This window comes from Staphylococcus sp. HMSC036D05, assembly GCF_001836225.1.
GTDB classification, from domain to species: Bacteria; Bacillota; Bacilli; order Staphylococcales; family Staphylococcaceae; genus Staphylococcus; species Staphylococcus caprae.
On record NZ_KV827785.1, the window covers coordinates 91,660 to 106,011 of the forward strand.

General features: G+C 34.2%; 12 protein-coding genes. 7 read left to right on the forward strand and 5 right to left on the reverse strand.

Annotated elements, in window-relative coordinates; genetic code table 11:
- Nucleotides 1-59: 59 nt before the first annotated feature.
- Together arcC and argF are read right to left on the reverse strand one after the other, a co-directional pair.
- The gene (gene arcC / locus HMPREF2580_RS11075; RefSeq protein WP_002444864.1) at nucleotides 60-998 is read right to left on the reverse strand and encodes a carbamate kinase; all 939 of its coding nucleotides are present in this window, start codon (nucleotides 996-998) and stop codon (nucleotides 60-62) included.
- Nucleotides 999-1,019: 21 nt separating this feature from the next.
- Nucleotides 1,020-2,021, reverse strand: a complete 1,002-nt coding sequence (gene argF / locus HMPREF2580_RS11080) for an ornithine carbamoyltransferase (RefSeq protein WP_002444862.1) — start codon at nucleotides 2,019-2,021, stop codon at nucleotides 1,020-1,022.
- Nucleotides 2,022-2,522: 501 nt separating this feature from the next.
- On the opposite strand from argF, the gene HMPREF2580_RS11085 reads away from it, so the two are divergent.
- The 3 genes from HMPREF2580_RS11085 (at nucleotide 2,523) to HMPREF2580_RS11095 (ending at nucleotide 4,776) form a co-directional block, all read left to right on the forward strand.
- Complete coding sequence (locus HMPREF2580_RS11085) at nucleotides 2,523-2,747, forward strand: 30S ribosomal protein S17e (RefSeq protein WP_002444860.1); 225 nt, start codon at nucleotides 2,523-2,525, stop codon at nucleotides 2,745-2,747.
- Between the two features lie 22 nt (nucleotides 2,748-2,769).
- Nucleotides 2,770-3,441 carry an MBL fold metallo-hydrolase gene (locus HMPREF2580_RS11090; protein ID WP_070833055.1) on the forward strand — a complete coding sequence of 224 codons (672 nt, stop codon included), beginning with the start codon at nucleotides 2,770-2,772 and terminating at the stop codon, nucleotides 3,439-3,441.
- Nucleotides 3,442-3,573: 132 nt separating this feature from the next.
- Nucleotides 3,574-4,776 carry an MFS transporter gene (locus HMPREF2580_RS11095; RefSeq protein ID WP_070833058.1) on the forward strand — a complete coding sequence of 401 codons (1,203 nt, stop codon included), beginning with the start codon at nucleotides 3,574-3,576 and terminating at the stop codon, nucleotides 4,774-4,776.
- A gap of 135 nt (nucleotides 4,777-4,911) precedes the next feature.
- On the opposite strand, the gene HMPREF2580_RS11100 is transcribed toward HMPREF2580_RS11095, so the two are convergent.
- Genes HMPREF2580_RS11100 through HMPREF2580_RS11110 form a run of 3 tightly spaced genes read right to left on the reverse strand, consistent with a single transcriptional unit; the run spans nucleotide 4,912 to nucleotide 7,464 of the window.
- Nucleotides 4,912-5,334, reverse strand: coding sequence for a lipocalin-like domain-containing protein (locus HMPREF2580_RS11100; protein ID WP_070833061.1), 423 nt, complete (start codon nucleotides 5,332-5,334; stop codon nucleotides 4,912-4,914).
- 34 nt (nucleotides 5,335-5,368) lie between these two features.
- Complete coding sequence (locus tag HMPREF2580_RS11105; protein WP_070833064.1) at nucleotides 5,369-6,124, reverse strand: SDR family NAD(P)-dependent oxidoreductase; 756 nt, start codon at nucleotides 6,122-6,124, stop codon at nucleotides 5,369-5,371.
- Nucleotides 6,125-6,144: 20 nt separating this feature from the next.
- Nucleotides 6,145-7,464: a GntP family permease gene (locus HMPREF2580_RS11110; RefSeq protein ID WP_070833067.1), complete on the reverse strand. Its 1,320-nt coding sequence runs from the start codon at nucleotides 7,462-7,464 to the stop codon at nucleotides 6,145-6,147.
- Between the two features lie 220 nt (nucleotides 7,465-7,684).
- Here HMPREF2580_RS11110 and HMPREF2580_RS11115 point away from each other — a divergent pair, with 220 nt between their 5' ends.
- From HMPREF2580_RS11115 to HMPREF2580_RS11130, 4 genes are all read left to right on the forward strand, one after another.
- Nucleotides 7,685-8,599 carry a LysR family transcriptional regulator gene (locus HMPREF2580_RS11115; protein WP_070833070.1) on the forward strand — a complete coding sequence of 305 codons (915 nt, stop codon included), beginning with the start codon at nucleotides 7,685-7,687 and terminating at the stop codon, nucleotides 8,597-8,599.
- Nucleotides 8,600-8,725: 126 nt separating this feature from the next.
- Complete coding sequence (locus HMPREF2580_RS11120) at nucleotides 8,726-9,604, forward strand: 5'-nucleotidase, lipoprotein e(P4) family (RefSeq protein ID WP_070833073.1); 879 nt, start codon at nucleotides 8,726-8,728, stop codon at nucleotides 9,602-9,604.
- 187 nt (nucleotides 9,605-9,791) lie between these two features.
- Nucleotides 9,792-10,757, forward strand: a complete 966-nt coding sequence (gene bioB, locus HMPREF2580_RS11125; RefSeq protein WP_070833076.1) for a biotin synthase BioB — start codon at nucleotides 9,792-9,794, stop codon at nucleotides 10,755-10,757.
- Nucleotides 10,758-11,136: 379 nt separating this feature from the next.
- Nucleotides 11,137-14,352: putative Ig domain-containing protein (locus HMPREF2580_RS11130; protein WP_141756900.1), on the forward strand; the 3,216-nt coding region annotated here is incomplete at its 3' end.

Here is a 14,352-nt window from a genome sequence, read left to right on the forward strand (position 1 = left end):
CAGTATGAATAAAATGACTTGCAATTGATAGCACTCAATGTTCGTTCAATTAAAAGTCATCAAAATGATTTTTTAATTAAAGTACCAACTTTACCTTCGAGTGCGTTGTCTAATTGATCTAAGGAAGTGATTAATACACTACCTTCAGGATTGTTCTCAATAAATGAGATTGCTGATTCTATTTTTGGAAGCATACTACCTTTAGCAAATTGATCTTCTTTAACGTATGCATCTAATTCTTCAGGTGTGACAGTTTTAAGTGCTTTTTGATTTTCAGTGTTGTAATTAACATACACATAATCAATGGCTGTTAAGATAATTAGTTGATCACATTGAATATCTGCACCTAGTAATGCACTTGTTTTATCTTTGTCGATAACTGCATCAACACCTTTAAAGCTATCGTGTTGTTCGCGGATAACTGGGACGCCACCGCCACCTGCTGCAATCACAAGCACATCATTTTCAATTAAAGTTTTGATACTTGCAAGTTCGACAATTGATTTCGGCTGAGGTGAAGGAACAACACGACGATAGCCACGTCCTGCATCTTCAACAAAGCTATAGTTTTTCTCTTTTTCAATGCTTTCAGCTGTTTCTTTATCATAGAAGAGACCAATAGGTTTAGAAGGATGACTAAACGCTGTATCATCGGGATCTACTTCAACTTGAGTTACTAATGTGACAACTTGTTTGTCTATACCAAGTGCGTGTAATTCATTTTGTAAGCTTTCTTGTAGTTGATAACCAATATATGCTTGGCTCATTGCACCACATTCAGCGAATGGAAAGGCAGGGCCTTGACCGTGTTCTGCAGCATAATTCAAACCTAAATTAATGCTACCTACTTGAGGGCCATTACCATGACTAATTACAATTTCGTGTCCTTTTGTAATTAGCCCCACAAGTGATTTAGCTGTGTTCTTAACGAGTTCTAGTTGTTCTTGAGGTGATTTACCTAATGCGTTACCACCTAATGCCACTACGATTTTTGCCACTTGAATTACCTCCTGTCTGTACTAGAATTCACCTAAAGTAGCCACCATGACTGCTTTAATAGTATGCATTCTGTTTTCCGCTTCTTGGAATACTACTGAAGCGTCACTTTCGAATACTTCATCAGTGACTTCCATTTCAGTTACGCCATATTTTTCATAAATTTCTTTACCGATTTTAGTGTCAGTGTTATGGAATGATGGTAAGCAATGTTCAAATATTACATTTGGATTGCCTGTTTTTTCCATTAATTCTTTATTAACACGGTAAGGTTCTAATAATTTAAGACGTTCTTGCCATACTTCGTCAGGTTCACCCATTGATACCCATACATCTGTATAGATCACGTCAGAGTCTTTAACACCTTTATCGATATCGTCTGTGATAAGGATGTTGCCTCCATTTTCAGAAGCAATGCGTTCACAGCGGCTTAGCAATTCGTCAGTAGGATTTAATTCTTTAGGACAAACGAGGTGGAAATTCATGCCCATGATAGCGGCACCTTGCATTAATGCGTTAGCAACATTATTACGGCCATCACCAACATATGTGAAGTTAATTTCGGAGTAATCTTTCTTCAATACTTCTTTAGCAGTTAAGAAATCTGCGAGTACTTGTGTAGGGTGATCTTCATCAGTTAAGCCATTCCATACTGGCACCCCTGAAAATTCAGCCAACGTTTCAACTGTACGTTGAGAGAAACCACGATATTCAATACCGTCATACATACCACCTAAAACTCTGGCAGTATCTTTAGCAGTTTCTTTTTTACCCATTTGTGAGCCTGTAGGACCTAAGTACGTTACATTTGCACCTTGGTCATGTGCAGCGACTTCAAATGAACAACGAGTTCTTGTAGAGTCTTTTTCAAAAAGAAGAGCAATATTTTTATTTTTAAGCATAGGCTTTTCAGTGCCTATGTATTTAGCACGTTTTAAATCTTCAGAGAGATTTAATAAAAATTCTACCTCTTTCTGTGAAAAATCTAATAAAGTTAGAAAACTTCTATTGCGTAAATTCTTCATTCTTTACAACTCCTTAAATTTGATTTCAAGGTCATTGTAAGCGTTAACTTATAATAATCAATAAAATTAAAAAGTTGTCATTTTTTATTAATAAATAATTGAAAACTTTTTTAAGATTTTAAGGAATTTGTGAAAAATTCACAAAAAAGGAGTATGGTGAAATTATATGTAATTTTAAAGTTGTGTATAATTGTATGAAATATTGTGTTAATTTAAGCGTTTAGAAGGGTTTAAATCACTGAAAACTTTTAACGGTGAAATGATTAAAATATAAGTAATAAAATAGGAAAATTAAATATGATACTTATGAGACAAGCATAGAACATGTCATTATAACGATACGTTCAAGCTTGTCTCTTTTCTTCTATTAGAAATAACGTATGACGTATTTATGTAGGAATGGGACGTTTGATTTTTCGAAAAGAAGGGGATAATAAAATATTAACAGGACTATATTTAACACGAAAATGGGCATTTAAAATATAAAAGGCGGGGGTTCATATGAAGATTTTCAGATTAGACTATCAACACAATAAAGACATTGTTGACGAAAATATTTTAACTGTTTTTGTAGTGGCAAAAAACAAGGGGGAAGTTGACGCTTTCGCAAAAAAGTTAGGATATTCAATTGAAAAGATTACAAAATTAACGCATAAAGAATTTGATGAAGAAAAATCTAAAATCGAACACTATAGACTAGAACATGCTGATCAATATTTAGACTAATGTCTTAAAGGTGTGGGATTATATGGCTGAAAATGAAAACAATTTCGAAACATTAGATAAAGTAGCAAATGGTTTGTATGCGACGCCAACAACAGAACTACCATTTGATAAACGATTTCGTTTCAAATCTTTCGTTCTTGAACGTTCAGAAGGGAATATTGTGATTTTCCATTCTGGTAGAATTGACGAAGCAGCAGATGATATTCAGTCACTGGGTGGCGCAGATCGCGTACTTATGAATCATGAACATGAATCGTTAGGTGGTCAAACGCATTTCAATGCACCTTACTATATTCACCAAGATGATAAAGAAGCTGTGACTGATACGCTTCAAGTTGCTGGAACATTTAAAGACCGTGAACAATTATATGACGATTTAGAGGTGATTCCTGCGCCTGGGCATACGCCTGGAACAACATTATATTTGTGGGATAACGGCGAACATCGTTATTTATTTACAGGTGATTTCCTCTGTTATGAAGGAGATGAGTGGCGCACAGTCGTCCTACCTTCAAGTGATAGAGAACAATCCATAAAGAGTCTTGAAATGATTCGAGATCTTGATTTTGATGCACTCGTACCGTGGGTTTCAATTGAAGGCGAATCACCGGTCTTCTTTATTAATGATGAGAATGATAAACAACAACGTGTACAGAAAATCATAGATCGTGTTCGAAATGGAGAAAATACTTAAACCATAATATCAATCGTTAAGGTATATCCGGCTTAATGTTGGGTATACCTTTTTTAAATGAATCTCTAAAGATAAAATAACAATGTTTCATGTCCTTTCTATAGAGATATACATATGTTGAGGTGAAGCATCTTGCAAAATTCTAACCATCAAAATCGTAAAGTAAACTGGGGATTGATAAGTGCAGCGTATGCATTTCTCATCGTGATGATGGGGACGACATTACCCACACCACTTTACCCTATTTATAGTAAAGTGTACGATTTATCTCCATTAATGATTACAATTATTTATGCTGTATATGCAGCTGGCGTAATAGGAGGTCTACTCGTTTTTGGGCAATTGTCAGATCGTATAGGACGACGTTATGTACTCATTCCAGGTGTGATTTTATCTGCAATCAGTGCACTGATATTTTTATTTGCCACGAATGTTGGTTTCTTACTTACTGGTCGTGTGATTTCCGGACTTTCTGCAGGTCTTTTTACAAGTACAGCGACAACTACAATTGTTAATTTAGCTGCAGAGGATAAAAAGGGGAGATCCTCTACCATTGCTAGTAGTGTCAATATGCTGGGATTAGGGTTTGGACCCTTGTTATGTGGTATCTTAGCGCAATATCTACCTTATGCGATGCGGTTAATCTTTATCGTAGATTTTATCCTTGTCATCCTAGCGTTTATAGGGGTTTGGTTTATGCCAGAGCCAGTTAAGAATAAACAAAGTTTCAAGATTGAAGTCCAAAAGTTGAGTGTGCCGGCAGACATTCGTTCTACATTTATATATGCCGTGATTCCTGTCTTTGTAGGTTTTTCAATGCTCGGTTTATTTACTGCTGTTTCGCCAAACTTTTTAGGAGAAATCTTAAATATTACGAATAAAGCTGTGATAGGCGTCATGGTATTCTTGGTATTCTGTGCGTCAACGTTAGGTCAATTATTATTTAAAAGTAAATCCGACTATCATATTCTAATGCTAGGCAGTAGTACATTAATCATAGGCGTTATCTTAGTAGGGCTATCTATTCAATTGGAATCATTTGTCATCTTATTTATCGGTGCGATGATTTCAGGATTTGGACAAGCATTTAGCTTTCGTGCGGGATTATCAACAGTCAATGCAGTAGCACCTAAAGACAAACAAGCCGAAATTACATCTGCTTTCTTCACCATTGCTTATATCGCAATTTCAATTCCAGTCGTTGGTGTGGGACTGCTTGAATTAGCATTAGGTATCCAACTCGCAGGTATCGTGTTTAGTATCATCATTGTGATACTCGCGATTTTAGCATTTATATTATTAATGATTAATTATAAAAAGTCGAACGTGCAATAAAGCATTACGAGTTAAAACTGGATATTAATCATAGTGAAGTGGAAAAGGGAGCTGGACAACGAAAATAATTTTGTTAAATTATATTTCTGTCCTGCTCCCTAATTAATGCTTAATGATTCACTTTGTAATAAATAGTTATTTCACACGTTCCCAAACTAATTTTTGGTTAGGTACATTTCCATTAATGATACTGAGTGTGTCACCTTCTAAAGTGAATACTCTAGGTTGTGTGTCTCCTAACCATGTAGGGTTCATGCTTACTTCCATTGTATGATAAACAGTTGAGTTGTCTTCATCTAGTTCATATTTTCCTGCGTAAGCTACATAACCATGTGCTGCTTTAGACATTTCTTCTGTAGTTCCAGTGTGTAAATCGCCAGATTCGTATGCTGGACGTCCTTGTTGCATAAGTTGCGCAGACATATAGCCATCTGGATTGTACATAATGAAACCTGTGGCATCTTTACCTAATGGAAAGAAGATTTCACCGTTTTCAGTTTCATCTTGGTATCTCACTAATCTCCATGTTCCGATTAATTGTTCTTGTAATTGAGCCATTTTAAGACATCCTTTCTTAATTATTATTTAGATATTATGCGTTAGAACCGCCTGACACACTAATTGTTTCGCCAGTAATTGCTGAGGCACCTTCTGACGCTAGGAAAATGACAGTGTCAGCAATTTCTGAAGGTTCTAGTAGACGATTCATAGGCATTTTACCTGTAATATATTTCTCCATCGCTTCTTGCTCTGTTGAATGATCTTGTTCTGCTAGGTGTGCAAGTTGATTTTCGATTAATGATGTACGAACTGGACCAGGTAAGACTGCATTAGCAGTGATTCCATCTGATACAACTTCGAGGGCAGTTGTTTTCGTGAAACCAATTTGCGCAAATTTAGAAGCGACATATGCTGATTTAAATGGATCAGCCATTTCACCATGTGCAGAGGAAATTGTGATAATTCTACCTTTTTGTTGTTGTTTCATACTTGGTATTACATGTTTTGTCATTAAAAATGTACCTGTTTGAATCACGTTGACGACTTGATTCCATTTTTCTAGAGGGAAGTCTTCAATCTTAGAGATAAATTGAATGCCTGCATTATTGACTAAAACATCGATGGCACCATATTGTTTAGTGATATCCTCGATAGATGATTGAATTGTTTCTTCATCCGTTACATCTACTTGATAGGCAATACCATTGTTTAGTGATTGCGCTGCCTTTTCAGCAACTTCCTTACTCATATCGAAGATGAATACACGGTCTCCTTCTTTATCAAATGCTTGAGCAATGGCGTAACCAATGCCTTGTCCTGAACCTGTTACGATAACATTTCTACTCATATTTAAAACCTCCTAAAAATTTATAATACTAATGATGCTAAAATAACTACGATTAATGCTAATAAGTTTGAACCTGTGTTAGTAATAAATAAGTATTTGAACCCATTCTTATGGTTAAGTCCTGTAAGTGCAAAGAATGTCAATACAAATCCTGTATGTGGCATCACAGTAAAGATAGATGACGACATTGTAGCTACACGGTGAATCACCTCTGGATCAATGCCCATATCGACATATTGTTTACCAAATGCGTGCATCACAATACCTAGTGAACCTGAGGCAGAACCAGTAATGACACCGAACAATGCGGATGCAACTGATAAACTAATGAGCGGATTACCAGGAATATTTAAAATAAGTGATTTAATTGAATTAAAACCTGGCGCTAAAGTGACTACAGTACCAAATGCAATGGCAGAAGCTGTTAAAAACATTGGTGTCACCGAACTGATAGCACCTTCATTAATCACTGATTTGTGTACAGGAATGTATTTATGAAATATAAGCGCTGATAAGATAATTGAAACAGCTAATCCAATCAGAATGATATTATCAACTTTAAAGGCACTCCCAATAATATTGATAGCGATTAAAACGATAATAGGTAAAATGCTTAAAATAATATTAGGTGTTTCTTTATGCGTTGGTTGAGACTCGTCTATATTTAAATTGAAGTCGCTAAACGTTTCGCCTTTGGCAATACTTTTCTTAAGGGCAAATTTCATATACCATAAACCAAATGCAATGGCGACGATGGTTCCGATAATGCCTAATAAAGGTGCGGCTGTTAATGTTGTACCCAAATATTTAGTCGGCACTACATTCTGTACTGATGGCGTACCGGGTAACATAGTCATTGTAAAAGTACCTAACCCTAACATGATTGGAATACCAATTAAATTCCAAGCGATATTGAGTTCTTTAAATAAAGGTTTAGCAAGTGGTACAAGAACAAAGACGACCACGAATAAACTAATACCACCGTATGTTAAGATGGCTGTAATAATAAATATGGCAACTAAAATGGAATATGGGTTACTTGTACCCACTTTACTTATTATGGTTTCAGCAATTGATTGTGCTGCACCACTTTGGTCCATGTATTTTGCAAGTAATGAACCAAGTAAAAAGACACCAAAGAAACTGATAATAAAACCAGCTAATCCGGTCATATAAGAATCTTTTGTTCCTATTAAAGAATCAAAAAATGGAAGTCGGTTAGTTAAAATAACGATGATTGAAGCTATAGGTCCTATAATTAAAATAGAATAGCCTTTCATTGCTAAATAAATGATAAATAGTATACCTAGGATAATCCCAATTGTTCCGATGGTTTCCATTTTTCTCCCCCCTTTAACTCGTTAATCTAAAATAATGTGTTGTATAACTATAATTATTCGCTCGTTATCGCGGTTTGTAAAAGACGTATTTAGTTATTGTGGTAATAACTAAACAGTTATAATGTGGGGGATCACGCACTAATATATGATGTTTTGGGGCGAGGGTATGCATTTTAATGAATAAACTGAAAATAAAATAAATAGAAAAAGAAGGTTATGTATGAATAAACTACAAACTAAATCATATTTAGAAGCAGTAACGAGATTTGGTAATATCTCTAACGCAGCGAAGCACCTTTACGTTTCTCAACCATATCTTAGTAAAGTCATTAAAGAGTTAGAAAATGAGGTGGGCGTAGAACTAATCAATAGAGAGAGTAATCCTCTAACGTTAACATATGCAGGAGAACGTTATTTAGCATATTTAGATGAAATGGAAATGATACAACAGAAAATGGAATATGAATTACAGGAAATCGCAAATTTAGAAAAAGGACGATTGAAAATAGGAGTAAATCCATTTTTAGCATCGCATACGTTGTACAATATTCTTCCGGAATTTATCAACAGTTATCCTGGAATTGAAATCGAATTAATAGAAGATAATGCGAATCAAATAGAAGTGCTATTGGCAAATCAAAAGATGGATATTAGTCTTACGATTTTACCAATTGGAAATGATCAAATTACTTACGAAACGTTATATTCTGAAGCACTTTATCTTGCTATACCAAGGTCCCACGAATTGGCGCATAATAATCCGACAGAAACGAATCAACTTCCTTTTTCCATACATCAATTAAATAATGAGAACTTTATTTTGTTGAAAGGTAATATGACGTTACGCACAATTACGGATAAGTTCTTTAACGACTTTAATATAGTACCGAAACCAGTGATGGAAACAATTAATATAGATAATGCACTCTATTTAACAAACGCGGGTATTGGCCTTACGATTGTACCAAAAAGTGTGAAGAATAAGGCCACTCATGAAAATATACAATATTTCAAACTTGATGAAACACACTATAAAAATAATGTGGTAATTGCTTATAATAAAAATCGCGATATTTCAAAAGCAGCGAGTGTTTTTTTAAATCTCGCGAAGATGCGATTTAAAGAGCATATTTAAGATGTTTTATATACTTTTAGCTTAGCCAAAATATATCTAATATTAATATTCTGACTATTCTAATTTAATTGTAAATACTATATACTTTAATTAGTATTTTTTATTAATTTTCAATGAGGTGAATATATGAATAAACTATCAAAGTATATTGCGACGGCGACGTTAGCAACAGCGTTTACAATTTCTGCACCACTTAATACATATGCGAGTGATTCACGTGCAAAACAAGATGAGAATCATCAAACCACACAACAACAAAAGAATCCTAATCTTGGTTCGGAAAATATTATGGCCGTATCTTGGTATCAAAATTCAGCAGAAGCGAAAGCACTATATTTACAAGGCTATAATAGTGCGAAAGTTCAACTAGACAAAGAGATTAAAAAGAATAAAGGTAAGAAAAAGCTCGCTATTGCACTCGATTTAGATGAAACAGTTTTAGATAATTCGCCATATCAAGGCTATGCAGCGCTTAATGATGCACCCCATCCACAAGGCTGGCACGAATGGGTCGCAGCAGCGAAGGCGAAACCAGTATATGGTGCGAAATCTTTCTTAAATTATGCTAATAAAAAAGGTGTAGATATTTATTACATTTCTGATAGAGATAAAGAGAAAGATTTTAAAGGTACGAAACAGAATTTAAAAAATATAGGATTACCTCAAGCTACAGACAGTCATATTTTATTAAAAGGTAAAAGTGACAAGAGCAAGGAAACGCGTCGTGAGAAAGTTCAAAAACATCATAAATTAGTCATGTTATTTGGTGATAACTTATTAGACTTCGCTGATCCTAAACAACCTACTGCTCAATCTCGCGATGAATTAATTCAGAAACATAAAGATGATTTTGGTAAAAAATACATTATTTTCCCAAATCCTATGTATGGTAGTTGGGAATCAACCATTTATAACAACAATTATCAAATAAGTAAAGCGCAAAAGGATCAATTGAGAAAGCAGTCTATTAAACAATTTGATCCTAAAACAGGCGACGTTAAATAACTTTTATAGTTTAAATAGGAATTTTATAGCTATGTCGGTGAATGATCTCATCGGTGTAGCTTTTTATTTTTGAAAGTGAGGTTTCAATCATGAAAGTATTAATGTAAACTTAAATATATAAAAAGTTTACATTAAAAAGGGCGTACATGTTGAACTTTAATTTTTCAGAAGTAAGGGGTTAAAAAGGATGAATTTAAACTTAGCAGAACGCGTACTTTATCACGATGGGTTATCTCAAGATGAATGTTTGGAAATATATGAAGATCCCAATATTGATACCTTTGAATTACTCAATGAAGCTTACATTGTTAGAAAGCATTATTATGGTAAAAAAGTAAAATTAAATATGATTCTCAATGCGAAAAGCGGTATTTGTTCTGAGGATTGCGGGTACTGTGGTCAATCTGTAAAGATGAAACAGAAGCAACGTTATGCATTAGTTGACCAAGATCAGATTAAAGCAGGGGCCCAAGTGGCTACAAATAATCAAATAGGGACATACTGTATTGTTATGAGTGGTCGGGGTCCAACTAATAAAGAAGTGAATCATATTTGCGAAACAGTAGAAGATATTAAGAAAATGCATCCACAATTGAAAATTTGTGCATGTTTAGGTCTAACGAAAGAAGAACAAGCAGAAAAACTTAAAGAAGCGGGTGTAGACCGATATAATCATAATTTAAATACGAGTGAACGTTATCATGATGAAGTAGTAACGACACATACATATGAAGACCGGGTACATACTGTTGAAATGATGAAGGCAAATAATATTTCTCCATGTTCAGGTGTCATCTGTGGAATGGGTGAAACGAACGAAGATGTGATTAACATGGCATTTGCATTGAAAGAAATTGATGCGGACAGTATCCCAATCAACTTTTTACATCCAATTAAGGGGACAAAATTCGGTGGATTAGATTTATTGTCACCGATGAAATGTTTGCGAATTATAGCAATGTTTCGTTTAATTAATCCAACGAAAGAAATTCGAATAGCAGGTGGTCGTGAAGTCAATCTTCGGTCACTTCAAGCCATTGCTTTAAAAGCAGCTAACTCAATTTTTGTTGGAGATTATTTAATTACCGGAGGCCAACCTAACGAAGAAGATTATCGTATGATTGAAGATTTAGGATTTGAAATCGATTGTTAAGAAATTAATATAGATATTATCTTACCTAGGGCATGTTAACCATGTCCTTTTTTTATTGAAAATAAAGTCAATTTGATACCTATACACTGATTAGTGATTGATTTGAGTCTCTAGCTTTATCTCAATTTTTAAAATTACTCATGTTTAAACTTAAAAATTCGAATCATAATCAAGTGCGTGGCCAAATATAAAAAATATATTTATTACTAATACTAATTATGATTGAGGGTAAAACATAATTAGTAAGAAACAAATATATTATTAATATAAAACATATAAATATATAGTTACAAGATATTTGTATATTTATAATAAACTCATTATAATACATAAATACATCATTAGTATTGTATGAAATGTTTTTAGGGGTGGTTTTGAAATGAAAAATAAACAAGGATTTTTGCCCAATGTACTTAACAAATATGCAATTAGAAAGTTCACTGTTGGTACAGCTTCCTTATTAATCGGCGCAACATTAGTATTTGGTGTTGGCGGCGTAGCAAGAGCAGATGAGATAGACAATGCAACCTCTCAAAATGGGAATAGTACCAAAGATAAGAGTGAGCCAGTCGATGTAGAAGAATTAAGTAATAGTGATAATACGACGAATCAATCAGTGAAAGAGACATCAGATAAAACAACAAATCAAACAAATGAAAATCAATCTTTAGCTCAAGAAAAGAACACAACAGAACTGAAAACGAATGAAACACCAAGTAGCGAACCGGTTACTAATGAAAATGCATCAGAAGAAAGTAAATCAGATGTAAGTGATAACAAAACAACAACAAATGATAACAATAAAGCAAATGACACAGTAAAAGATAGTCAACAACAACCTAAAGAAGAAACAAACGAAAGTACAAAAGCAACTGAAAATAATAAAGATACGACTGAAAGAAAAGATAACATATCAGAAGAATTGGTGAATACCGATTCAACTAAAGAGAGCACCTCAGAGAAATCCACAGATAATAACAAAAGTTCAAATCAAACAACAGAACAATCTAAAGACACAGATTCAACTTCTTCTAGTAAAACCACAGATAAATCTACAGATACAGATATTACTTCTAGTAAAACTTCAGAACAAAATTCAAACATAGACTCAACTTCAAGTAAATCAAATACTTCAAATGAAACAACAGAAACAAATACAGTAGGAAGTAGCACAAATGCCACAACCCCTATCGAAGATACGACTAAAATTGAAAGTAAAAAAGAAAGTTCAATTCCACTAAGTGATAATAAAACAAGCTTAACGAATCAAGTCACTGCAACGACAACGACAAGAAATAATAATAAAAGATTTAGAGTACTTGTAGCCACTAAAGACACAAAGGCTAAAACATATACGAAACCATCAAATCCCAATTATGCATACTTACTTAACGATTTAGGATATGATGCAACAACTATAAAAGATAACAGCGGATTACGTTATGCAGGAGTTTCTCAACTTCAAAATGACACTGGCAATGTGATTAAACTCAATTTAACGAATTGGATAGAAAATAATGATTTGATAGACGGAGGAAAAGTAAATTTTTCTTTTTCACAAAGTGATTTTTATAGTCAAATTCAAAACATAACAATTAATGGCGTTTACATGACTACTACTAATAATGGTCAAAACTGGACTGCACCAATCAATAGTAAAACGGTGGAGGGAACGGAAGGAATAGTAACAAATAATGAAGTTTTAATTACTTTAAAGAATTCTCAAACAATAGCAAGCTTAGGGTATTCTAATAGTAAACCCGTATATCTGACACATACTTGGACTACAAATACTGGAGCTATTGCGGGGGAAAGTGTTCAAGTTACTACGATTGCACCAAATATTTATAGTAAAGCACCTCAAACGACTCAGTCTTCTGGGTTTACCTCAGGTAAAGTTGTTAACAGAATTAGATATGATAGCTCAGATAACTCAATCAAATCTATTCATGCATTTAAGCCAGATGAAAACTTTTTACAAACTGACTATAATTGGGTGTTATATATTAAAGAACAAGTTAATAAAGACTTAATACCGTATATAGATCCTAGTTCTGTAAAAATTTACGTTTCTGATGTAAAGGGTGACCCGATTAGTTCAAGTAGGTTTGTAAATGGTACTTTAAGTAGCGATGGTATGTTTGATAGTAGTACAATTGATGAAATATCTATTAAAAACACAAATACACTTATGCATCTTAATGATGCTAGAGGAAGTTTAGATAGAAATATATTCTATGGAGCATTAGGGCAATCAAGAAATTATACAATTCAATATAAATTGAAGAGTGGTTATACTTTGGAAAGTATTGCCTCACAAATAAGTGATAGAGAAACATTTCAATCATGGATAGAAACGGATTATTTAGATACAGCTGATAATGGAGCAGCTAATAAACGTTTATTGGGGTCTTATGCAACTTCTTACATAGATATGATAGACAGAATTGCCCCCGTAGCGCCTAAAGCTAGTAATATTACTACTCAAGACACTGCGATTAAGGGTACAGCTGAGGCTAATACAACAATTACATTAAACTTTAGTGACGGTAGAACGTTATCTGGTACGGCAGATAGTACTGGGAATTTCTCAGTGTCTGTACCTAGTGGTTTTGTTTTAACAGGAAAAGAAACTATATCAATAACTTCAACCGATAAAGGGTCAAATGTATCACCAGCAATAACAATTACAGTTACAGATACAACACCTCCAACGGTTACTGCAATTAATGATAAAACACAAGAAGTCAACTCAGTCCTGAATAACATTAATATTAATGCATCAGACAATAGTGGAGACACAGTAATTAATACTGTTAGTGGACTACCGAGTGGAGTAACATTCAACGCTTCAACAAATACAATTAGTGGCACACCAACGAAAGTGGGAAGCTATCCAATTACGGTGACTTCTAAAGATACGAACGGTAATACAACAACTACTACATTTACTATCAAAGTAGTAGATACAACGCCACCTGTAGTTAAAACAATTGTAGATCAAACAAAAGAAGTAAATACATCAATTGATTCAATCAAGATTGAAGCGACAGACAATAGTGGATTGGCAGTGGGCAATACTGTTAGTGGGTTACCAAACGGAGTAAGTTTCGACAGTAATACAAACATAATTAGCGGGACGCCAACAAAAGTAGGCAGCTACCCAATCACAGTGACGACCACAGATGCATCAGGAAATGTAACGAAAACGACTTTTACTATCAAAGTGGTGGACACAATATCACCTGTAGTAACTTCTATTGCAGACCAATCTAATGAAGTCAATACAGCTATCGATTCAATCAAAATCGAAGCGACAGACAATAGTGGATTGGCAGTGAGCAATACTGTTAGTGGGTTACCAAACGGAGTAAGTTTCGACAGTAATACAAACACAATTAGCGGCATACCAACAAAAGTAGGCAGCTACCCAATTACAGTGACGACAACAGATGCAGAAGGCAATAAAACAGAAACGAACTTCACAATTAAAGTTGTAGACACAACAAAACCAGTGGTAACTTCTATTGCGAACCAAACCAAAGAAGTGAACACGCCAATTGACTCAATAACAATTGAAGCAACAGATAATAGT

Bases quoted from the DNA above. Each gene is read 5' to 3' on its own strand.
- HMPREF2580_RS11090 (WP_070833055.1), top strand. From the start codon at position 2,770: ATGGCTGAAAATGAAAACAATTTCGAAACATTAGATAAAGTAGCAAAT.
- bioB (WP_070833076.1), top strand. From the start codon at position 9,792: ATGAATTTAAACTTAGCAGAACGCGTACTTTATCACGATGGGTTATCT.
- HMPREF2580_RS11115 (WP_070833070.1), top strand. From the start codon at position 7,685: ATGAATAAACTACAAACTAAATCATATTTAGAAGCAGTAACGAGATTT.
- argF (WP_002444862.1), bottom strand. From the start codon at position 2,021: ATGAAGAATTTACGCAATAGAAGTTTTCTAACTTTATTAGATTTTTCA.
- HMPREF2580_RS11100 (WP_070833061.1), bottom strand. From the start codon at position 5,334: ATGGCTCAATTACAAGAACAATTAATCGGAACATGGAGATTAGTGAGA.
- HMPREF2580_RS11120 (WP_070833073.1), top strand. From the start codon at position 8,726: ATGAATAAACTATCAAAGTATATTGCGACGGCGACGTTAGCAACAGCG.
- HMPREF2580_RS11110 (WP_070833067.1), bottom strand. From the start codon at position 7,464: ATGGAAACCATCGGAACAATTGGGATTATCCTAGGTATACTATTTATC.
- HMPREF2580_RS11105 (WP_070833064.1), bottom strand. From the start codon at position 6,124: ATGAGTAGAAATGTTATCGTAACAGGTTCAGGACAAGGCATTGGTTAC.
- HMPREF2580_RS11085 (WP_002444860.1), top strand. From the start codon at position 2,523: ATGAAGATTTTCAGATTAGACTATCAACACAATAAAGACATTGTTGAC.